This window comes from uncultured Sphingopyxis sp. (assembly GCF_900078365.1).
In the GTDB taxonomy this organism is placed as follows: domain Bacteria; phylum Pseudomonadota; class Alphaproteobacteria; order Sphingomonadales; family Sphingomonadaceae; genus Sphingopyxis.
On the sequence record NZ_LT598653.1, the window covers coordinates 3682152 to 3703408 of the forward strand.

Here is a 21257-nt window from a genome sequence, read left to right on the forward strand (position 1 = left end):
GGGCTATTGCGCGCCTTCGACGCTGACCGGCGCAAGGCGCGGGCTCAATATATGGACCGCGAGCACGGCAAGGAAATAGACGGTCGTGCAGGCGGCGAAGATGAGCGTGTAATTGCCCCCCGTCGCGTCGAGCACGAGCCCGGTCGATTTCGCCATGATCATGCCGCCGACGCCGCCCATGAAGCCGCCGAGCCCGATCACCGAGCCGACCGCGCGTTTCGGGAACATATCGGGCGGGATCGAGAGGATCGTCGACGAAAAGGCCTGGTGCCCGGCGAGCGCGATGCCGATCAGCACGACCGCGAGCCACATATTGTCGAGCCCGGTGACGAACAGCAAAGGCAGCACGCAGAGGCCCGCGCCGATCATCGTGGCCTTGCGCGCGAAATTGACGCTGTGGCCCGCCTGGATCAGCTTCGACGACACCCAGCCGCCGAGGATGCTGCCGGCGTCGGAGAGCAGATACATGATGATCATCGGCAGCAGCACGATCTTGAGGTCGACGTCATAGGTGGTGCTGAAATATTTGGGCAGCCAGAAGAGCATCAGGAACCACACCGGGTCGGTGAGGAATTTGGCGGCCGCGAACGCCCATGCCTCGCGCTTGGTGACGATCCTGCCCCAGCCGATGCGCTCGATCTTTTCGGGCGGGTCATGTTCGATCCACGCGAGTTCGGCCTCGCTGACCTTTCCGCTTTCGCGCGGGTTGCTGTAAAGCCAGAGCCAGAGGATCAGGAGCAGAACGCCGAAGGCCCCGGTGTAGATAAAGGTTTCGCGCCAGTCGAAGCCGAGGATGCGCATGCACAGCGCGACCGTGGGCGCGGTCAGGATGACGCCGATCGTCGTCGCGCTGTTGACCCAGCCGATCGCGTAGGAGCGTTCCTTTTGCGGGAACCATTCGCTCGATGCGCGGACGACCGAGGGGAAATGCCCCGCTTCGCCGACGCCGAGGATGATGCGCGCGAGCATGAAGGAGACGACCGAGGAGGCGAAACCGTGCGCGACATGACCGATCGTCCAGATCGAGATGGCGATCGCATAACCGATCTTGGGTCCGAAGCGGTCGATCAGCCAGCCCATGAGGAGGAAGCCCAGCGCATAGGCGAACTGGAAGGCGGTGACGATGTTGCCATAGTCATTCTCGGTCCATTTGAGCTCGTCGCCGAGGGTCGGCGCGAGCAGGCCGAGCATGGTGCGGTCGATATAATTGACCGTGGTCGCGGCGAACAGCACCGCGACGATCAGCCAGCGGTAACGCCCCGACCGAGGCACTGGCGCCGCCGTCCCTCCGTCCGCGAATGCCTGTGCCATAATCCTCTCCTGTTATTGCTCTAAAGGCTTGTGATCGAGCAGCCGACGCGGATTTTTCCGTCGAAGATTGCCTCGGCGCGCTGGCCCGGCCGGATTTCGTGAATACCGGTGATCGCACCGGCGGACACCCATGTCCCGGGCGGAATAGCTATGCCGCGCGTCCGCAGTATGTCGATCAGGAACAGCGCCGAGCCGAAGGGGCCGTCGAGCATGGCCTCCATCGTCGCGCCGCCGACCCGCGCGCCGTCGATGAACATCTCGACGGGCATGCGGATCAGGTCGGCATTCCGCCAGTCCGCAATCGACGGGCCAAGGATCAGCCCCTTGTTGTTGCCATAGTCCGACGCGGTGACCGCGGGGCCGTGGCGGTTGATCTCGGCGAAGGGCGAACTCGCGATCTCGATGCCGGTGCGGACGTCGGCGATGCAGCCCTTCACGCTGTCGATGTCATAATCGCGCGCGCCGACCTCGCCGAAGCAGAGCAGCACTTCGGCCTCGGCCGCGGCGAAGCCGTCGGCATAGACCGGCATCGCCGGTTCGGCGGCGGTGCCGCCCACGATTTCATCGGCGAAGATCGGGCCGGTCAGGCGGTTGCCGCCGTAACGATCGACGAGATCGGCGGCGATTCGCCCGACCTTCCAGCCGCCGATGCGGCGACCGTCGAACGCGATCGCGCGATCCTGGATCGCATAGGCCTCGGCCATCGTCTGCGGCATCGCGCCGGGATAGACGGTAAGCGGTGTCTTTCGCGCACGCGCGTCGATCAGGGCCCGCGCTATATTCTCTTGATCACCTGTCGCCAGCATCTTTCTCATTTCCCTCTTCCGCGATGCGGTGTAAGAGACACCGGTGTCAAAGGCAAGCGAATATCCGATACGCGGGGCGCTACGTGTCCATGAGGCGGACAATGTCGCGACCGCGATCGCCGACATCGCGCCGGGCGCGGCGCTATTCGCGGGCAGCGATCTGCGCGCCGCCGTCGCCGTGGCGCGCGGGCACAAGATCGCGCTCGCGCCGATCGCGCGCGGCGCCGCGGTGATCAAATATGGCTTTCCGATCGGCACCGCGACGACCGACATCGCGCCCGGCGAGCATGTCCACAGCCACAATCTCGTGACCGCGCTCGATGGCGGCGGCGATTATCATTATGCGCCGCCGCCCGCCGCCCGTGCAGCGGCCGCCGCCGCGCCCTCCCGGACCTTTTCAGGCTATGTCCGTCCCGACGGCCGGACCGGAACGCGCAACGAAATCTGGATCCTGCCGACCGTCGGCTGCGTGGGCAATCTCGCCGCGCGCGTCGCGCGGATCGCGGGCGAACGCCATGCGGGGCGCATCGATGGCGTCCATGCCTTCAAGCATCCCTTCGGCTGCTCGCAGCTCGGCGACGATCTGGGCCATACGCGCGCGCTGCTCGCCGCGCTCGCGCAGCATCCCAATGCGGGCGGGGTGTTGATCGTCGGGCTGGGGTGCGAGAGCAACCAGCTCGGCGCGCTGCTCGACCTGATCCCGGCCACGCGCCGCGCGTCCATCCGCACCCTGTCGGCGCAGGCGGTCGAGGATGACGAAGCCGCCTGTCTCGCGCTGGTCGACGAGCTGGTCGAAGCGTGCGCCGACGCGCCGCGCACCGAGGTGCCGCTGGCGAAGCTGGTGCTCGGGGTCAAATGCGGTGGCTCCGACGGCCTGTCGGGCCTCACCGCCAATCCGCTCGTCGGGCGCATGGCCGATGCCGTTGCCGCGGCGGGCGGCAAGGTGGTGCTGACCGAAATTCCCGAAATCTTCGGCGCCGAACAGCTGCTGATGGACCGTGCGGTGTCGCGCGCGGTGTTCGACGAGACCGCCGCGCTGGTGCGCGATTTCAAGCAATATTTCCTCCGTCACGGCGAGCCGGTGAGCGAGAATCCCTCACCCGGCAACATCGCGGGCGGGATCACGACGCTCGAGGAAAAGTCATTGGGCGCGGTGCAGAAGGGCGGCACGGTGCCGCTCGCCGATGTCCGCCGTTATGGCGGCGAGGCGGTGCTTCCCGGCCTCACGCTGCTCGAAGCGCCCGGGAACGACGCGGTGTCGTCGACCGCGCTGACCGCGGCGGGGGCGACGGTGATCCTTTTCACGACCGGACGCGGCACCCCGCTCGGCTTTCCGGCCCCGACGCTGAAGATCGCGTCGAACAGCGCGCTCGCGGCGCACAAGCCGGGCTGGATCGATTTCGACGCGGGTCAGGTGCTCGATGCCGGTTTCTATGCGGCCGCCGAGGCGCTGCTCGACCTGATCGTCACGACCGCCTCGGGCGCGCCGACCAGGGCCGAGGTCAATGAAGAGCGCGACATCGCGATCTGGAAATCGGGCGTGACGCTTTAGGCGAGCGCCTCGAACCTGAAATCGCGGAAGCGCGCTTCACCCGCCCCCGCCGAATAGAGGCCGGGCCGCAGCATCAGGAAGCCGCCGCGCACATTATGGTGGTATCCCGACACCTCCATGCCGCGGTCGAAGCGGACCCACGTCTTTCCGCCGTCGCCGCTCGTATCATAAGTGACGATATGGCGGTCGTTGGTGACGCGCATCCGCATTCTTGATCCGTGCGGATTGGCGGGCCGCGCGCGCTCGATACCGTACTGATGGGTGACGAAACGCGCACCGTCGAAGCCGAGCCCGCAATAGAGTTTCTCGTCGTAGAAGAGGATCAGCCCCGCCGTCCCGCCCGGCGCGATCTCGATATCGCATTCGAAGCGGTACGCCTGATCGCCCGCGATCAAGAGCAGCGGCGAGGAATCGACCGGCGCCTTGCCGCGCGCCGACAGCACCAGCGCGCCATCCTCGACGCGCGCGCGGTCGCGTTCGTCGGCCGCGGGCTTGAAGAAATTCCATTTCGCGCCGAGCGCCAGCGTCGCGAAATCGTCCGACAGCGCCATGCCATGCGGCCCCGCGACCGTGCCGCCCTCGGGCTTCGCGATCGGCCGCGACAGGTCGCCGCCCTTCATGCGAAACCAGCCGTCGCCGGTCCATTCGACGGGATCGAGCAGCGCCTGCCGCCCGAGCGTCCAATAGCCATTTTCATAGCCGTGATAGACGCTCCACCAGTCGCCCGCTGGCCCTTCGACGAGCGTGGCATGGCCGCGAGACCACCATTTTTCGGCGGCCGATTTAGTGTGGACGAGCGGATTGGCGGGGCAATTCTCCCAGGGTCCGTGGATCGACTTCGACCGCGCGGCGATGACCATGTGGCCGGTCGGCGGGCCCGCGGTGCCGCCGACCGCGGTGATCATGTAATAATAATCGCCGTGGCGGGTGATCTTCGGTCCTTCGGGCGCGAAGCCTTCGACCACCCAGTCGGAAGGATAGCGCCACGGGTCATAGACATGTTCGGGCTCGCCGATGCGCGACAGGCCATCGTCCGAGAGGCGGACGCGGTCGCCGCCCGACAGGAACAGCCAGCGCGACCCGTCCTCGCCGACCGCATGGCCGGGGTCGATATGATTCGGGAGGCCCAAATCGACAGGATCGCTCCACGGTCCCTCTATCCGGTCGGCCCAGATCACCCAGCTCGTGTTCGGCCCCTTGGTCGGGATATAAAGATAGTAACGGCCATCGTGCTTGCAGAGTTCGGGCGCCCAGACCGAACCGATATTGCGGGTGAGCGCGGGGCCGATTGGGCGCCAGTTCACCAGATCGCGCGAATGCCAGATGACCAGGCCCGGATAGGAGTCGAAGGTCGAGAAGGTCATATAATAGTCGGCGCCGTCCTTCAGGATCGACGGATCGGGATGGTCGCCCGCCATGATCGGGTTGAGGAAGCGCCCGTCGCCGAGGTCGGCCTTGCGCTGGCCGTCGAAGCCTTTCGCCCAAGCCGGCGCAGGATCGGGTGCAGCGGGCGTCGTGCGGGCCAGCACCGCCGGAGCGCCGAAGCCCGAGAGCCCCGTCCCGAGCAACCCCGCTCCGGCCAGTTTGAGCATGTCGCGCCGATCGGTCACTTTTCTCTCCTTGCAAAAGAAAGGCCCGGCCCCCGCAAGCGAAGGCCGGGCCCACCGGGACGAATCACTCCGTGTCAGATCTTGAACCGCGCACCGAACAGGAAGGTGCGGCCGTAGTGGTTGTTCTCGTAGTTGCGGTTCGCTTCGAGATCGGTGAAGCGATAGCGGTAATCGTCGGTCAGGTTGGTGCCCTCGATCGACAGCTCGATATTGTCGGTCAGCGCATAGCGGATCGACGCGTCGACGTTGAACGAGCTGCCATAGCCTTCGAACACATTGTTGTTGCCGCTGGTGCTGTCGTTGTAGCCGCTGCGCCACGCCGCCGAGGTGCGGACCGAGAATTTGCCGTCGTCATAATAGATGGTGGCATTCCACGCGCGTTTCGCGAGCCCGAGCAGCGGCTGGGTATATGTGCCGGCAGGCTGCGCTTCGAGCCGGTTGTCGACGGGATCATAAGCGAGCGGTCCCGGAACCGTGTAGTCGACATCGCTCTTCACGAAGGTCACGTTGCCGAGCACGCCGAAGTGACGCAGCGAGTCCGAAAAAACCGAAAAGGGCAGTTGCAAGGAGAACTCTACCCCCTTCAGATTGGCGCCGGGTCCATTGCCGGTGGTTCGATATTCGAATTCCCGGTTGGGGTTTGCTCCATCAACAACGGCGATATACGCAGGTGTTCCAGGGGTGAGCGGCGGCAGGGGCACCGGGCTCGACGCGAACGTGCCTTGCGTCGAGGTTCCGAGCGGAAAGCTTTCGATATCCTTGGCGAAAAGTGCAACCGATGCGAGACCGCCGGGCGCGAAATACCATTCGGCCGCGAGATCGAACGTGGTCGCCCGATAAGGTTCAATAAAGGGATTGCCGGTGGTGACGCGAAAGTTGAACTGATCGACTGAAGCACTGGGCGACAAGGTACCCAGCGTCGGACGCGTGATCACCTTGGCGATCGCGCCGCGCAGGATGATGCTGTCGGTCGGGTGCAGGTTGACGTTGAACGACGGCAACCAGTCATCATAAGTGCGTTTTACCGTAACGTAAGAACCCCCGGTGAAGCCCGACGACGACTGGTCGGTCTTCGCATAGCGGACGCCCGCGTTGCCCGTCATCCGCATGCCGAAGAGGTCGGTCTCGAACTCGGCCATGAACCAGCCGCCATAGGTTTTTTCGGTGACGGCGCGCTGTTCGCCCTGCTGGAGCTGCGCGGGGCGGCCGTAAAGGTCGATCAGCGCGGTGCCCGCGTCGAGATCGGGAACGATCCAGGCGTTGGTGTTGCCCGACGGCTGCCCGGCGTTGCCGAGTTCGAACAGCTCCGCAATGTCCGAGGTGACCGGCAGCCCGCCGGTGCCCGGCGCGCAGGTGAAGGCGCTGCAATAGCTGCTGTCGCGGCGGTAGCCGACGGTGTCGAAATCGAACTGGCGATAGAAGCCGCCGCCGCGCATCTTGAACCGGTCGGCGACATCCCAGTCGAAATCGGCCGCGAAGGTCTTGAACTTGTTGGTCAGGAACGACGGCCGGTCACGGAATTCGGCGAGCACGAAGGACGAGGGATCGTCGATGCCGACGCCGAAGGTCAGCAGCGGATATTTCATGTTCGTATAATCGTAGCGATAGCCGGTCGCGTCGGTGTCGTCGAAGGCGAGCGTCGTTTCGACCGGAATATCGGCCTGCGACTTGGAAAAGCCGCCGAGCAGATTGACCGCGAGGCTGTCGGTCAGCCGCTGTTCGAGCCGGCCCGAGATCTGGTAGAATTCGGTCTTGCTCTGGCGCGAATAGCGTTCGGTGCGGACATAGACATTGTCGAGGTCGGCGGCGATGAGATTATTGTCGCCGTCGATCGTATAGTTCGAGACGTCGATGGCGTCCTCTTCGCTGCGCAGCAGCACCTCGCCCCAAAATTCGTCGCGGGTTTCCTTGAAGGTCGAATAGAGGCCGTCGATCGAAATTTTGGTGTTTTCGCTCGGCTCCCACTGGATCGACGCGGTGGCGCCGAGGCGCTCGCGGTCGTGGCTGACGAGGCCGTAGCGCGGGATGCGCGGGTGAAAGGCCTCGGCGACCTCGATACAGGCGTCAGACGGGTTGGCGACGAAGTCGGAGCCGGCAAGACAGGTGACGCCGTCGACGCTGCGGAAGGGCGCCTGCGCCCAGCGCACGCTGTTGTTGCCGAGCTCGTGCGTCTTGTAATCGGCCCAGGCGACCGAGGCGGAGACGCCGAAGGTGCGGTCGGCGTTGGTCCAGGCGATGAGGCCCGCGAGGCGCGGATCGACGTCCTTGGTCAGGTCGTTGTAGCGCCCCTGCACCGACGCGACGGCGGTGAAGCCCTCCTTGCCGCCGAGCGGATTACCGGTGTTGAGATCGACCACGGCGCCGAGCGAACCTTCATCGAGCGAGGCCGACGCGGTCTTGTGGACGACGAGCGAAGTGAAGAGTTCGGAGGCGAAAACGTTGAAGTCGAACGCGCGGTCGCGGTTCGCCGAGGCGCCGTCGGTCGAGGTCGCGATCGTTTCCATGCCGTTGAGGCGGACGCGGGTGAATTGCGCGCCGAGGCCGCGGACGGTGATCGCGCGCCCTTCGCCGGCGTCGCGCTGGATCGAGATGCCGGGGATGCGCTGGAGCGATTCGGCGAGATTCTGGTCGGGGAATTTGGCGATGTCCTCGGCGACGATGACGTCGACCGCGGCAATCGAGTCGCGCTTCTGGTCGAGCGCCTTGTCGAGCGAGGCGCGGAAGCCGGTGACGACGATCTCGTCCTCGCTCGCGACGGCCTCGCCCGGCGCGGCCTGCTGCGCATGGGCCGGCGACAGCGCCAGCGCGGCAAGCGAGGCGCCGCACGCCAGCCGGGTCAAAGCGCGAACGCTCCGCATTACATATTTTGCCATTATCATCCTCCCTTATCGCCCGTTGCCCCCGCCTGCGCAAGAAATGACACCGGTTACTTTGCTCGACGGAACGATTTGGCCGATCGGTCCGCCCATCGATTTTCAGAGAGTGATGACAGGCCGCCGCACGGTGCGGCGAACCGGATCAGACCCTCTCCCTTGGAATTTATTTTCTCGTTGACCGATTGGGGTAACCGGTGTCAGAAAGATTGAAGGATACGGGCAGCCGTGTCAATACCCAAAGAATAGGGAGAGAGATATGCGCCAGAAACCCTGGATAACCGCGCTTTTTCTGGCGCTTGCGATGCCGGCAGTGCCAGCGTCGGCGTCCGATCCCACGCCATCGGCCTTCCCCGGCGCAGTCGGTCCGGCGGCCGCGACGCCGGGCGGACGCGGCGGCCAGATCCTGCGCGTGACCACCCTCGCGCCCGACGGTCCGGGGTCGCTGAAGGCGGCAATCGAGACGCCGGGGCCGCGCATCATCGTGTTCGAGGTCGGCGGCGTGATCGACATGGGCCGCAAGACGATCGAGATTAAACATCCCTATCTGACGATCGCCGGCCAGACCGCGCCGGGACCGGGGATCACCCTGATCCGCACCGGCATCGACGTGAAGACGCACGACGTCGTGATGCGCCACCTGCGCGTCTATACCGGCGTCGACGGCCAGCCGAAGCGCAGCGGGTGGGAAGCCGACACTTTCTCGACCGTCGCGGCGCACAATGTGATCGTCGATCACTGCACCTTCCTGTGGGGGATCGACGAAAATATGTCGGCATCGGGCCCGCGCTTCAGCGGCAAGAGCGTCGCCGAATGGCGCAAGGGAACGAGCCACAATATCAGCTTTTCGAACAATCTCGCCGCCGAGGGGCTTGCCGATGCGAGCCATCCCAAGGGCGAGCACAGCAAGGGGTCGCTGATCCACGACAATGCGACGGGCATCGTCTTCTACCGCAATGTCTGGGCGCATAGTGTCGAGCGCAATCCGCTGATCAAGGGCGGCGGGCAGGCGCTGATGATCAACAATCTGATCTACAACCCCGGGCACCGCGCGGTGCATTATAATCTGATGAACCTCGAATGGGTCGGCCATGATTATGTCACCGGGCAGATCACCGCGATCGGCAACGTCCTGCGCGGCGGCAATGACACCGACGAAGGCCTGCCCTTCCTGATGCTCGGCGGCGACGGCGACCTCGAATATTATGGCAGGGACAATCTGGCGGTCGATCGCCACGGCAATCCGCTCCCCGAATTCGGCCGCTATGGCGAGACGCAGGCGAAGCTCGTCCGTGCAAAGGCGCCGCTCGCACCGACCGGCGGCTATCGCATCCTGCCCGTGCGCGACGTCGAAACCTCGGTGCTCGCGACCGCGGGCGCGCGGCCGTGGGCGCGCGACGCCGAGGAGATTCGCATCCTCTTCTTCGTCGCCGAGGGACGCGGCGACATCATCGACGACGAGAAAGAGGTCAGCGCCTATCCCAAGGTCGAAGCGCCGGTGCGCGCGCCCTTCGTCGAGGCCGAGTGGGACCTCGCGACGATGGAGCCGAAATCGGGCCGCTATCCCGGCCAGACCGCGCCGATGCCGCAGGAGCATCTGTCGGCGCGCGACCGCGCGTCGCGGGGCGAGACGCAATGAGCGCGCTGCTCGCCGCGCTGCTCGCGGGCGCCGGCGCCGGCGCCGCGCCCGCGATGGTCGTGATCGACGAGGCGGCGACGGTGCGCGAGGAAGCGCCGCCGCACGGGGCAATCGGCCTGTCGACCGCCTGGCGGATCAGCGACGCGGTCCCCGCGCCGCGCAGCTTCGAATTCCGTAAGCGCGCGCTGCACGTCGGCGCCGCGATCGGCATCCACCGAATCGACCATGACGAGATTTATTACGTCCTTTCCGGCACCGGCATCGTCCATTCGGACGACGAGGAGAAGGCGCTGAAGGCGGGAACCGCGGCGTGGCTCTATCAGGGCGCGAAGGTCGGCATCCGCCAGACCGGGAGCGAGCCGCTGGTGCTGATTATCGCCTATCCGAACCAGGCCGCCGCGCAATGAGCGTCGGCCGCCGCGAATTGCTGACCGCCGGCCTCGCGCTGCCCTTCGCGAGCGCGGCGGCGCGCGAGGCGTGGACGCGGCCCGCCGGCCTGGCCCCGGACGCGAGTATCGCGCTCTGGCGCGAAGGCCGTATCGCGCCGCCCGCGGGCCTCGTCGAACGGGGCGTGCAGCGCAGCGACGACCCCAATGCCAGCGACCGGATGATCGAGGGCATCACGCGCCCGCGGCTCGATATCTTCCGCCCCGACAAACCCAATGGCGCGGCGGTGATCCTCGCGCCCGGCGGCGGCTATCGCTATGTCGTGGTCGACAAGGAAGGCTATGAACTCGCGCACTGGCTGACGGCGCGCGGCGTCACCGTCTATGTGCTTTTCTATCGCCTGCCCGGCGACGGCTGGACGAACGGCGCCGACGTGCCGCTCGCCGATGCGCAGCGCGCGGTGCGGCTCGTGCGCAGCCGCGCGCGGATCGACGGGATCGACCCGGCGCGCGTCGCCTTCGGCGGCTTTTCGGCGGGCGGGCAGGTCGCGACGAGCCTGCTCACGCGCTTCGATGCGAAGGTCTATGACCCGATCGACGCCGCCGACGCGCTGCCGGCGCGCCCCGATGCGCTCGCCGCCATTTATCCGGTGGTGTCGATGGACCCGGCGATCGCCCATGCGATGAGCCGCGAAAAATTGATCGGCGCGGGCGCCGATGCGGCGCGCGAAAGGACCTATTCGCCCGAACGCAACGTCCGCGCCGACCAGCCGCCCCTCTGGCTGCTCCACGCCGAGGACGACGATGTCGTGAAGGTCGAGAACAGCGCCCGGCTACGCGAAGCGACGCGCGGCGTCGGCGCGCCGGTCGAAGCGCATTTCTTCGAGCGCGGCGGCCATGGCTTCGGGTTGATGAAGAGCGCGGGGCTGCCCGTCGCGATCTGGCCCGAACTGCTGTGGAACTGGCTCGGAAGCCACACGATCGTTTGACCCCTCCGTCATTGCGAGCGAAGCGAAGCAATCCAGAGCGGCTTGTCACACCCTGGATTGCTTCGCTTCGCTCGCAATGACGATGATTTATGTTCCCGGCTGGATATAGGGCACACGCGCGAACAGCTCGCGTTCCCATCGGCGCGGATCGCTCTCGACGCGGCTCTCGGTGTCGAAGATCATCGTTTGCCGCTGCGCAAGATCATAGGCCGGCCACCCCGGCTCGCCGGTGCGTGCGAAGCGGACGAAAGCGTCCATGACGACGTCGCTCATCGCCTGCTGCGCCGGGGTCGGATTCGGCACCGTGCCGAAGCTGAGGCCGATGTCGTCGGTGTGCTTCGCGCTCTCGAAATCGAGCTGATAGACGAAGGCGGGCGCTCCGGCGCGGGCGCGCGCTTCGGCTTCCTCGACCTGTCCGCGCCAGCTGCGCGCGGCGGTGACGATGCGGTGGAATAGCTCGAGCGGCGGCGCGTCGGGGTAGCGCGCGCGAAACTGCGCCACGACCCACTCGGGATGGATGTCGATCCGCATCTCGGGCGCGATCCGTGCGGCGAGATTGTCGAAATCGAGCCCCGCGAGTTGCTTGCCGTCGGGGGCGTAGAAAGCGCGGGTCTCCATCACCGTGTTGCCGAGCATCATCGGAATGCCGAGCGACTGCGGCGCGGCGTCGGGCCAGAAGGGGTGGCGCGTCAGATGCGTCATGTCGAGCACCGGCCCCATATAGACGCCGCCGCCGAGGATGGGATCGGTCGCCGAGAGCGCGCCAACGATCTGTTCGACCGGCGCGGTCGCGGGATCGATGCCCTCGCCCAGCTTGTCGAGGAAGGCCTCCGCACGCTTCGTCGCATTGAGCGGCCCCGAGGCGGCGACCTGCTGCCCGCTCATCGTGATTGCCTTGTGAAACAGGCCTTTCGCGGCGGGCATCGCCATCAGCGTCGCGATCTTCGCGCCGCCGCCCGACTGGCCGAAGACGGTGATATTGCCCGGATCGCCGCCGAAGGCGGCGATGTTGCGTCGCACCCATTGCAGCGCCGCGATCAGGTCGAGCTGCCCCGCATTGCCGCTGTCGGGGAAACGCGGATCGAGGCGCGCGAGATAGAGATAGCCGAGCGCGTTGAGGCGGTGGTTGACGGTGACCACGACGACATCGCCGCGCGCCGCGAGCGCCGCACCATCGTTGACCGGGTCGGTGACGCTGCCGGTCGAATAGGCGCCGCCGTGGAAATAGACCATGACCGGACGCTTCGCCGATTGCTCGGTGCCGGGCGTCCAGACGTTGAGGAACAGACAGTCCTCGCTCTGCGGCCGGTAGCGGTCGCCTTTTTGCGGGCAGGCGGGGCCGAAGCCGCCGAGCGTAATGCGGTTGTCGAGCAGCGGTGCCGGCGCTTCGAAGCGCTTTGCGCTGCCATAGCGTATGCCCTTGAACGTGCGCACCTCCCTGCTGGTTCGCGCGAGAAGCGGCGGCGACAGCGCGACGGCGGCGCCCGCCGCCAGAAGGGCGCGCCGCGTCAGCTCAGCGCCGGACATCGAGCCCGCCGCCGTGAAAGGCGTCGATGTCGGCCTGTCCGAAGCGGCTCGCGTCACCCGGCAGCGAATGTTTGAGGCAGGTGAGTGCAAGGCCCGATTCGGCCATCGCGCGCGCGTCGCTGCCACCGAGATGCGCGTGCAGCACCCCGGCCGCGAAGGCGTCGCCCGCGCCGATGCGGTCGACGATGCCGGTGACGTCGATCTCGGCCGTCTGGTGGAAAGTCTCGCGGAGGTCGACGCGCGCGGCGATGCGGTGATGGTCGGCGGTGACAATATGACGCGCGGTCGAGGCGATCAGTTTGAGGCCCGGGAAGGCGGCGAAGCCCGCCTCGGCCGCTTCGCGCCGCCGGTCCGCGCCCTCGCCGCTGAATTCCTGCCCGAGCACGAGCGACAGATCGCGGTGGTTGCCGAAGAGGATGTCGGCCGAGCCGATCAGTTCGGAAAGGATCGTGCGCGGGTCGCTGTCCCACGCCTCCCACAGCATCGCGCGGTAATTGCCGTCGAAGCTGACGGGCACGCCGAGCCGCTTCGCCGCGCGCGCCGCGCCGAGCGCCGCTTCGGCCGAGCGCGGTCCGAGCGCGGGGGTGATGCCCGACAGGTGGAGCAGTCCCGCGCCCGCGAGCAACGCGTCGAAGTCATAATCCTCGGGCCCGGTCGCCGCGAAGCTCGATCCCGCGCGGTCGTAGACGATCTCCGACGCGCGCAGCCCGGCGCCGACGCTGAGGAAATAGAGCCCCATGCGCCCCGGATGAAGCGTGACGGCGGTGCAGTCGACGCCCGCGCCGCGCACCGCCGCCACCGCACCACGACCCAGTGCGTTCGAAGGAACCTTGCTGACCATCGCGCAATCATGGCCGAGGTGCGCGAGCCCGATCGCGACATTCGCCTCAGCGCCGCCGACGTGGAGCGACAGCGATGGCGACTGCATCAACAGCTCGTTGCCGGGCGCGGTCAGGCGGATCAGCAGTTCGCCGAAAAAGACGAGGCGACCGGTCATGGCGCGACTCTAGCGCGCGAGCCAGCCGCCGTCGACGGCGAGGATATGGCCCTGGACATAGTCCGATGCGCGCGACGCGAGGAAGACCGCGGCGCCGCCGATGTCGCCCGGGTCGCCCCAGCGGCCCGCGGGAATGCGTTCGATGATCTGGCGGTTGCGCGTTTCGTCGCCTTGCAGCGCGGCGGTGTTGTTCGTCGCGATATAGCCCGGCGCGATCGCGTTGACCTGCACGCCTTTCGCGGCCCACTCATTGGCGAGGAGCTTGGTGAGCCCGCCAACGCCCGATTTCGACGCGGTATAGCTCGGCACGCGGATGCCGCCCTGAAAGGTCAGCATCGAGGCGATGTTGATGATCTTGCCGCTGCCGCGCGCGATCATATGGCGGCCCACGCTCTGGCAGAGGAAGAAGAGCGTCTTGAGATTGGTGTCCATCACCGCGTCCCAGTCGGCTTCGGTGAAGTCGACCGCGTCGGCGCGGCGGATGATGCCGGCATTGTTGACGAGGATGTCGATGCGCCCGAACGCGCCGAGCACGGCATCGACGAGCGGCTGGACCGCGCCGACGCTCGACAGGTCGGCGGCGAAATTCTCGGCCCGGCGCCCGAGCCCGCGTATCTTGCCGACGGTCTCGTCGGCGGTCGAGCGGCCCGCGGCGGCGATGTCGGCGCCGGCTTCGGCGAGGGCGAGCGCGATCCCCTGCCCGATGCCGGTGTTGGCGCCGGTGACGAGCGCGACTTTTCCGGTGAGGTCGAACATCTTCATCTTCCTACCCTTCGTCATGCCGGACTGGATCCGGCATCCATTTCAGCAGCGTTGTCTGGACCCCGGATCAAATCCGGGGTGACGATGAATGAATTACGACAACTGGCAGATGTCGAGGACGTTCATGTCGGTATAATCCTGATTCTCGCCCGCCATCGCCCAGATGAAGGCATAGGATTTCGTGCCCGCGCCCATGTGGATCGACCAGGGCGGCGAGATCACCGCTTCCTCATTCTGCATCACGATATGGCGCGTCGCCTCGCCCTCGCCCATGAAGTGCATGACGCGGTCGGTTTCGACATTGTCGAGCTCGAAGTAGAAGTAGATCTCGCTGCGCCGCTCGTGGATGTGCGGCGGCATCGTGTTCCACACGCTGCCTTCCTTGAGCACGGTCAGGCCCATGACGAGCTGCGCGCTGTCGCACACGCCGGGAATGACGAGCTGGTAGATCGTGCGTTCGTTCGATTCGGCGAGGCTGCCGCGGTCGAGCGCATTGGCGTCGGCGATGCCGAGCAGCCGCGTCGTGAACGCCTTGTGCGCCGGGCACGACGCCAGATAGTAGCGCGCGCCCTCGCCCGCGAAGGTGACGTCCTTCGCGCCCATCGTCACATAGAGGCAATCCTTGTTGCCGAGCGTGAAGCTCTCGCCGTCGACAGTGACGGTGCCCTCCACCGACGAGACGTTGACGATCGCGAGTTCGCGGCGTTCGAGGAAGGGGTGGCCCGCGGCCGACGGCGGCTCGGTCTGCGCGGGCAGCTTGACCGGCGCACCGCCCACCGCGACGCCGCCGATCACGAAACGGTCGGCATGGGTGTAGTTGAGGACGCATTCGCCGGTACGGAACAGGTTCTGGATCAGGTAGCGATCGCGCAGCTCGGCATTCGACACCTCCTCCATCATCACGGGGTGGGTGGCGTAATAGGTCTTGGAAAACATGGGATCGCATCCTCGCTAGAGATTTCTGGCTTGCTGCCTTGCTAGATTTGATGGTAACCGGTGTCAAGAGGTGTTGGCACGGCCGCCGGGCGTTGATTTTACGCGTTCGAGCGCCCATCAGCATAGAAAAGCGCGGGCCCGGCCAGGGGCCTGCAGGGGAAAGAGCGAATATGGCGGCACAGAATAAGGGGCCGGGAGGCAAGCAGCCGACGATCAACGATGTCGCGGCGCTGGCGGGAGTGTCGAAGAAGACGGTGAGCCGCGTGATCAACCGGTCCGAATTCCTGACCGACAAGACGCGCGCGGCGGTCGAAAAGGCGATCGAACAGCTCGGCTTCGTTCCCAATCCGCAGGCGCGCGCGCTCGCCTTTCGCCGTAACTTCCTGATCGCGCTGCTCCACGACAATCCCAACGCGCAGACGGTGCTCAACTTCCAGCGCGGCGTGCTCGACGCGATCAAGGACAGCGACCTCGCGCTGCTCGTCCGCCCGGTCGACCGCGGATCGGACAAGATGCTCGACGACGTCCGCACCTTCCTCGAAAAGCAGCGGCCGATCGGCGCGATGCTGCTGCCGCCGATCTCGGAGAATGACGATCTCGCCGCGCTCTGCGAAGACCTCGGCGTGCGCTATGTCCGCATCGGCTCGGCGCGGATCGACGATGCGAAACACTGCATCTCGTCGAACGACCGCGAGGTCGTGGCCGAAGCGGTGCGCGGCCTCGTCGCGCTCGGCCACCGCCGCATCGGCTTCGTGCGCGGTCCCGCCGGTTTCCGCTCGGCCGCCGAGCGCGAAGAGGGGTTTCGCGAGGCGCTCGCCGAAGCGGGGCTCGATCTGCCCCCTGAACTCTATGCGCCCGGCAACTACCGCTACACCGCGGGCATCGAGGCGGGCGAGGCCCTGCTCTCGCTGGCCGCGCCGCCGACCGCACTCTTCTGCTCGAACGACGAGATGGCGGCGGGCGTGATGAGCGTCGCGCATGCCAAGGGCATCAAGGTCCCGGGCGAGCTGTCGATCATCGGCTTCGACGACAGCCCGACCGCGACGCATATCTGGCCCGCGCTCAGCACCGTGCGCTGGCCGATCCGCGAAATGGGCATCCGCGCCGCGCAGACGCTCGTCCCCGATTTCCTGGGGCCGGGCGCGAAGGCATCGAGCGACGAGAGCAATGTGCTCGCCTCGACCTTCGTCGAACGCCAGTCGGTCGGCCCGCCGCCGGGGCGTTAGAGCCGCGTCGGGTTCGACTGAAACACCGCCTTCTTTATTTCGTCATCCCGGCGAAGGCCGGGATCTCGACCTTGCCTTCTGACGCGACGGCGGGATCCCGGCCTTCGCCGGGATGACGATGTGGCAGAGATGAGCGTCAGCGCCGTCGGCGCGCGAGCTGATATTCGTAAAGCGACGGCACCGCGTCGACCGCCTGCCCCGTGCCCTCGATATAGGGCGTCGGCGTATAGCTGACCCGGATCTTGCGGTTCGCGTGCAGTCCGACGATCCGCTCGCCCGGCCCTTCGAGCCCGCTCGTGATCGTCACGGTGGCGTCGGCGGGAACCTTTTCGGGTATCACCAGCTTCGCGTTCCAGAGCGTGTTGTAGAGCCCATGCCCCGGCTTCCAATAGGGCGCGCCGCCGCCGACCCAGAGCTGGTAATGCCAGCCGTCCTTGCCCTGCTGCGGATCGATGTGCAGTTCGACCTGATCGAACAGATTCTGATGGTTCGATCCGCTGTGCTGATCGATGACCGCGTCCCGGCCGACCACCGAACGCAGGAACACCGAGCGCGTCGAACGCGTGTTGATGCTGACCGGATGGACGACGGGATTTTCGACCTTCAGATCCTTGACCAGCACATTATGCACCGCGCCGACATGCACCGAATAATGCGCGCGGCGGTCGCCCGTCGTGGTGATGCCGGAAATCGTCAGGCTCGCCGCATTGTCGGTGAGGATGCCGCTGTCGGCCCGGTCGATCGTCAGATCGCGGATCCAGCCGTCGAACACGCCGGTCATATAGATGCCGTTGTAGCCCTGTTCGAGATGATGGCCGAAGGCGGGCGCTTCCGGAAATTGCAGCCGCAGATTCTGGATGCCGACGTTGGTCAGATGGCGCCAATCGGCGACCACCGCGGGCTGGTCGGCGCGGACGTCGTGGAGCAGCGGATCGCCGAGCGTCACCGTCTTGCCGCGGATCGCCGCGACGCGCGTCGCCTGCGCGACCACCGGCCGGTTCGGGAAAGTCCAATGGTGCGAGCCGATCGGCAGGTCGGTGTCGCCATAGAGCGACTTCAATATCCGGCTCTTCGGCCCGTCGACCGAGAACCATTGCAGCTGGACGACGTCGCCGACCTTGAGCTTCGATGCGTCGTCGATCGTCAGCGTGCGGCCGAACTGCTTGCCCGCGACGCCGTTCGCCAGCACCGGGTCGCGCACGTCCTTGCTGCCGTCGTAGGAAACCGGACGGCTGCCCTCGGGCGCGACATAGATCATCCCGCCCGACCAGGTATATTCGGTGAAGAGATAGTCGATATTATGCTCGGGTTCGACCTGCTGCTTTTTCTCGCGCACCAGATATTCGCGCAGCTCGTCATAATCGTGGCTCTTGTCGATGAGCTTCAGCGGGCGCGGGAACCAGAGCTCGCTGCCGCCCGGCCCGTCGCCGGCGCCGTCGAGGATGATGTCGCTGCGCGTGATCCGCAGCACCTCGGTGATCTGCGTGCGCCCCTTGGGAAAGCGCAATGTCACCTTGCCCTTCACCGCATTGGCGGCGGCGAGGGCGCGGAGCACCGCTTTCGTATCGTCGAGCCCGTCGTCGGGGATCGCGCCATGGTCGGTCACCGCGATGACCGTGCCCGCATCGGCGGGAATCGGCGCGAGGCCGAAGCCATAGCCCGCATAGGAGAAATCGGGCAGCGGGTTCGCCGCAGCCGTCGCAGGGTCCGACAGGATTTCGGGCAATTTCCCCGGCTGCGCCTGAACCGGAAAAATCAGCGCCGCGCCCAGCGCCAGAAGCGAAATGAGGCGCGCGCGCCAATCAACCGAAACCATCACCCGTCATACTCCCTGCGGCCCGGTGGCAGAGCGGCGCGCGACCCGCAAAAGGCCGGGGGCGCCGCCCTGCCGGGAACCCATTTTAGAACTTCGCGCGCACGCCGACCGAGAAACGCCGTTCGGACAGGGCATAGCTGTTGAGCGCGGTCGTGTTGAAATTGCTATATTCGCTCGTCGCCGATTTCCTGGGCAGCAGATTCTGCGCTTGCAGCGACAGCGCGATATTCTTCGTGATGTCGAGCCCTACCTGGGCATCGAGTTGCGAGCGCGAACCGACGAAGCTCGGCCGCCCTTCGGAAAATTCGAACACCGCCTCGTCGCGGTAATTATAGGCGATGCGCGCCGAGAAGGGCCCCTTTTCATATAGGCCGACGAGGTTGTAGCTGTTCTTCGACACCGCGACGAGCGGGAAGCCGGCATTATCCTCGGCATCCGAATAGGTATAGTTGGCGATCACGCCGAAGCCGTCGAGCGGCGAAGGCAGGAAGTCCATGAACTGCTGGATGCCGATCTCGAAGCCCTTGATCTTCGCGCTAGCCAGATTTTCGGGGCGCGAGAAGGTCAGCTCGCGGCCCTGGTCATCGAGATCGAGATCGACCCCGGTGGTCACAAAGCTGGCAATGAAATTCTTGACGTCCTTGTAGAAGACCGCGCCCGAGATCAGCGAGCTTTTCCCCGTATAATATTCGAAGCTGATATCGGCCTGCGTCGCGATCGGCGGTTCGAGATTCACATTGCCGCCGGTGACCGACAGATTGGTCGCGTTGAAGAAGGTCGACGGCGCGAGGTCGGCGATCGAGGCGCGTTGCATCGTCTGCGATCCCGACACACGGACGAGGAAATCGTCGGTGACGTTGAAGGCGATGTTCGCGCTGGGCAGCACATTGGTATAGCGGTTCCTGTCGTTGCGCAGCGTGCTGACCGCGCCGACATTGACATAGCTATCGACCGAGAGGCGCGTCGACGCGATGCGCACGCCGGCGTTGGCCTTGTACGGAATGCCGGCAATCTCGCCCTCGCCCGACACCATCAGATAGCCGGCGAGCGTCTTTTCGCTGAAATCATAATCGCGCTGGAGGTTGGGAAGCAGCGTCGAACGCCCGTTCGGATCGGGATTGGGCTGCGCCGCCTGCGCGCGGGTGAAAACATAGTCGAAGGTGGGCGCGGTGCTCAAAAAGCTGCGCGGGAAACTGCCCGGAATGTCGGGCAGGAAATCGCCGGCCTCGACAAGCTCCAGATAGGGTTCGATTTCTTCGCGGGTCGGGGTGACCTGGCTGCGGAAGGCGTTCGAGCGCGCGTGGAGGTCGGTGTAGCGCACCCCCGCCGCGATCGTGACGCCGCCGCCGGTCTCATAAGCGACATCGAGCTTGCCCGTCCATTCCTCAAGCAGCCCGAGCAGGCGGTTGCTGCGCACGCCGTTGTTCGCGGGGTTGAAGGAGGCGTAATCGGCCGGATCGAACGTCCCGCCGAGCGTCAGCGACGGGATCGTCCGGTCGCGGAAATCGAACGCGCCCGGAACCGGCGCGGCGGCCTGCAGCGTGATGATCTGGATCGTCTGGTCGATCGTGCCCTTGCTGTAATAGCCGTCGGCCTCGATCGTCAGCCCGTCGCTCTCATATTTGCCGTTGAGCCCGTAGAGGAAGCTTTCGGTCGGCTCGTTGCGGATCTGCCCCGCGGTGGTGACGGTGCCATTGGCTTCGCCCGCGACGACCATGCCGTCCTCGACCACGGGGTTCGTCACGGGATTGGTTCCGGTGGGCAGGCGGAAGGCGAAGAAATCCTGGCGGCGCCCGGTCTTGAGCTTGGAGTAGAGCGCGTCGGCGGTGACCGTGAATTCGGGCGTCACCGCGAACTGGATCGCGCCGTTGAGGCCGAGCCGCGAGCGGTCGACGGTGAAATTCTCATATTGCAGCAGCACCGGCGTCTGCTGCACGGTCGTCGTCCCGCCGCTCGTGTAATTGCGGTCGAGGAAATTGTTGCGCTCGAACGCCTGCGTCGTCGAGGTGCGCTTCTGATATTCGCCCGCGAGCATGACGCCGATGCGGCCGCCCGCGAACTTGGTCGTCGCGAAGCCGGTGATCGCGGGTTCGAACTTGTCCGAATTTTCCGAATAGACGCCCTGCGCGCGCAGCGACACCGTCGGCTCCTTGAACGACAGCGGCTTGGGCGTGACGAGGTTCACCGTGCCGCCGAGCCCGCCCTCGGCCTGGCTCGCGAGGGGCGACTTGCGCACTTCGAGGCGGCCGAACAGGCTCGACGGCACCGAATCGAGCCCCGACGAGCGGCCGAGCTGGTCGTTCTCCGGCGGCGACAGGCGCGCCGACCAGCCGAGCAAGGTGCGCCCGTCGACCTCGACGCGGACCTGCTGGAGCCCGCGCACCGACACCGACTGGCCTTCGCCGAAGACGCGGGTGATCTGAACGCCGGTGACGCGCTGCAACGCTTCGGCGACGTTGGCGTCGGGAAGCTTGCCGACGTCTTCGGCGGTGATGACGTCGAGCACCTGATCGGCTTCGCGCTTGATGTCGGCCGCCTGTTCGAGCGACGCGCGGATGCCGGTGACGACGATCGCATCCTCTTCGGCCGGCGCGGCAGCATCCTGCGCCTGCGCCTGGGCCGGCGCTATCGCCAGCACCGCCAGCGACGCGCCGCCCGCGAGCTTCGCCAGGGCCCCAATGCTCCGTTTTGCCTGAATAGCCATATCCATCCTCCCACCCGGGCCGGACTTGTCGCCCGAGCGCCGCCGTTTTCCCACAGGATCGCGGCCCGGCCGGTCGCGCATCCCATATTTCTATTTCGCTGCCCGGCCTTGGTAACCGGTGTC

15 protein-coding genes are annotated in these 21257 nt (G+C 66.1%); 5 read left to right on the plus strand and 10 right to left on the minus strand.

The window, feature by feature from the left end:
- Positions 1-3 precede the first annotated feature (3 nt).
- On the minus strand, positions 4-1311 hold the full coding sequence (locus tag QZL87_RS17090; RefSeq protein WP_295321596.1) for an MFS transporter: 1308 nt from the start codon (positions 1309-1311) through the stop codon (positions 4-6).
- 20 nt (positions 1312-1331) lie between these two features.
- Positions 1332-2126, minus strand: a complete 795-nt coding sequence (locus QZL87_RS17095) for a 2-keto-4-pentenoate hydratase (protein WP_362987857.1) — start codon at positions 2124-2126, stop codon at positions 1332-1334.
- 34 nt (positions 2127-2160) lie between these two features.
- On the opposite strand from QZL87_RS17095, the gene QZL87_RS17100 reads away from it, so the two are divergent.
- The gene (locus QZL87_RS17100; RefSeq protein ID WP_295321597.1) at positions 2161-3669 is read left to right on the plus strand and encodes an altronate dehydratase family protein; all 1509 of its coding nucleotides are present in this window, start codon (positions 2161-2163) and stop codon (positions 3667-3669) included.
- Here the strand turns inward: QZL87_RS17100 and QZL87_RS17105 are convergent.
- Entirely contained in the window at positions 3666-5279 is a 1614-nt protein-coding gene (locus QZL87_RS17105; protein ID WP_295321598.1) for a family 43 glycosylhydrolase, read from the minus strand. The two genes, QZL87_RS17100 and QZL87_RS17105, sit on opposite strands and share 4 nt — an antisense overlap.
- A gap of 74 nt (positions 5280-5353) precedes the next feature.
- Positions 5354-8152 (minus strand): TonB-dependent receptor, encoded by a 2799-nt coding sequence (locus QZL87_RS17110; RefSeq protein WP_295321599.1) that lies wholly within the window; start codon positions 8150-8152, stop codon positions 5354-5356.
- Between the two features lie 259 nt (positions 8153-8411).
- Between QZL87_RS17110 and QZL87_RS17115 the strand changes: the two genes are divergently transcribed.
- From QZL87_RS17115 to QZL87_RS17125, 3 genes are read left to right on the plus strand one after another with little or no spacing between them, the layout of a single operon-like run.
- Positions 8412-9791 carry a pectate lyase gene (locus tag QZL87_RS17115; protein ID WP_295321600.1) on the plus strand — a complete coding sequence of 460 codons (1380 nt, stop codon included), beginning with the start codon at positions 8412-8414 and terminating at the stop codon, positions 9789-9791.
- Complete coding sequence (locus QZL87_RS17120) at positions 9788-10198, plus strand: cupin domain-containing protein (protein WP_295321601.1); 411 nt, start codon at positions 9788-9790, stop codon at positions 10196-10198. The genes QZL87_RS17115 and QZL87_RS17120 overlap by 4 nt, the downstream gene beginning before the upstream one ends.
- On the plus strand, positions 10195-11166 hold the full coding sequence (locus QZL87_RS17125) for an alpha/beta hydrolase (protein WP_295321602.1): 972 nt from the start codon (positions 10195-10197) through the stop codon (positions 11164-11166). Before QZL87_RS17120 ends, QZL87_RS17125 begins: the two co-directional genes overlap by 4 nt.
- Before the next feature lie 87 nt (positions 11167-11253).
- Here QZL87_RS17125 and QZL87_RS17130 read toward each other — a convergent pair whose 3' ends face one another.
- From QZL87_RS17130 to kduI, 4 genes are all read right to left on the minus strand, one after another.
- Entirely contained in the window at positions 11254-12693 is a 1440-nt protein-coding gene (locus QZL87_RS17130) for a carboxylesterase family protein (protein WP_295321603.1), read from the minus strand.
- Positions 12680-13690, minus strand: coding sequence for a sugar kinase (locus QZL87_RS17135; protein WP_295321604.1), 1011 nt, complete (start codon positions 13688-13690; stop codon positions 12680-12682). The genes QZL87_RS17130 and QZL87_RS17135 overlap by 14 nt, the downstream gene beginning before the upstream one ends.
- A gap of 9 nt (positions 13691-13699) precedes the next feature.
- Complete coding sequence (kduD, locus tag QZL87_RS17140; RefSeq protein WP_295321605.1) at positions 13700-14452, minus strand: 2-dehydro-3-deoxy-D-gluconate 5-dehydrogenase KduD; 753 nt, start codon at positions 14450-14452, stop codon at positions 13700-13702.
- 93 nt (positions 14453-14545) lie between these two features.
- The gene (gene kduI, locus QZL87_RS17145) at positions 14546-15388 is read right to left on the minus strand and encodes a 5-dehydro-4-deoxy-D-glucuronate isomerase (protein ID WP_295321606.1); all 843 of its coding nucleotides are present in this window, start codon (positions 15386-15388) and stop codon (positions 14546-14548) included.
- 170 nt (positions 15389-15558) lie between these two features.
- Here kduI and QZL87_RS17150 point away from each other — a divergent pair, with 170 nt between their 5' ends.
- Positions 15559-16614 (plus strand): LacI family DNA-binding transcriptional regulator, encoded by a 1056-nt coding sequence (locus QZL87_RS17150; protein ID WP_295321607.1) that lies wholly within the window; start codon positions 15559-15561, stop codon positions 16612-16614.
- A gap of 136 nt (positions 16615-16750) precedes the next feature.
- On the opposite strand, the gene QZL87_RS17155 is transcribed toward QZL87_RS17150, so the two are convergent.
- Together QZL87_RS17155 and QZL87_RS17160 are read right to left on the minus strand one after the other, a co-directional pair.
- Positions 16751-18430 carry a hypothetical protein gene (locus QZL87_RS17155; RefSeq protein ID WP_295321608.1) on the minus strand — a complete coding sequence of 560 codons (1680 nt, stop codon included), beginning with the start codon at positions 18428-18430 and terminating at the stop codon, positions 16751-16753.
- Between the two features lie 85 nt (positions 18431-18515).
- Positions 18516-21134 carry a TonB-dependent receptor gene (locus QZL87_RS17160; RefSeq protein WP_295321609.1) on the minus strand — a complete coding sequence of 873 codons (2619 nt, stop codon included), beginning with the start codon at positions 21132-21134 and terminating at the stop codon, positions 18516-18518.
- Positions 21135-21257: the final 123 nt, after the last annotated feature.

Excerpts from the sequence above, each read along its gene's own strand:
- QZL87_RS17110 (WP_295321599.1), bottom strand. The coding sequence starts at position 8,152 with ATGGCAAAATATGTAATGCGGAGCGTTCGCGCTTTGACCCGGCTGGCG.
- QZL87_RS17155 (WP_295321608.1), bottom strand. The coding sequence starts at position 18,430 with ATGGTTTCGGTTGATTGGCGCGCGCGCCTCATTTCGCTTCTGGCGCTG.
- QZL87_RS17120 (WP_295321601.1), top strand. The coding sequence starts at position 9,788 with ATGAGCGCGCTGCTCGCCGCGCTGCTCGCGGGCGCCGGCGCCGGCGCC.
- kduD (WP_295321605.1), bottom strand. The coding sequence starts at position 14,452 with ATGAAGATGTTCGACCTCACCGGAAAAGTCGCGCTCGTCACCGGCGCC.
- QZL87_RS17160 (WP_295321609.1), bottom strand. The coding sequence starts at position 21,134 with ATGGCTATTCAGGCAAAACGGAGCATTGGGGCCCTGGCGAAGCTCGCG.
- kduI (WP_295321606.1), bottom strand. The coding sequence starts at position 15,388 with ATGTTTTCCAAGACCTATTACGCCACCCACCCCGTGATGATGGAGGAG.
- QZL87_RS17150 (WP_295321607.1), top strand. The coding sequence starts at position 15,559 with ATGGCGGCACAGAATAAGGGGCCGGGAGGCAAGCAGCCGACGATCAAC.
- QZL87_RS17090 (WP_295321596.1), bottom strand. The coding sequence starts at position 1,311 with ATGGCACAGGCATTCGCGGACGGAGGGACGGCGGCGCCAGTGCCTCGG.
- QZL87_RS17130 (WP_295321603.1), bottom strand. The coding sequence starts at position 12,693 with ATGTCCGGCGCTGAGCTGACGCGGCGCGCCCTTCTGGCGGCGGGCGCC.
- QZL87_RS17135 (WP_295321604.1), bottom strand. The coding sequence starts at position 13,690 with ATGACCGGTCGCCTCGTCTTTTTCGGCGAACTGCTGATCCGCCTGACC.
- QZL87_RS17125 (WP_295321602.1), top strand. The coding sequence starts at position 10,195 with ATGAGCGTCGGCCGCCGCGAATTGCTGACCGCCGGCCTCGCGCTGCCC.
- QZL87_RS17095 (WP_362987857.1), bottom strand. The coding sequence starts at position 2,126 with ATGAGAAAGATGCTGGCGACAGGTGATCAAGAGAATATAGCGCGGGCC.
- QZL87_RS17115 (WP_295321600.1), top strand. The coding sequence starts at position 8,412 with ATGCGCCAGAAACCCTGGATAACCGCGCTTTTTCTGGCGCTTGCGATG.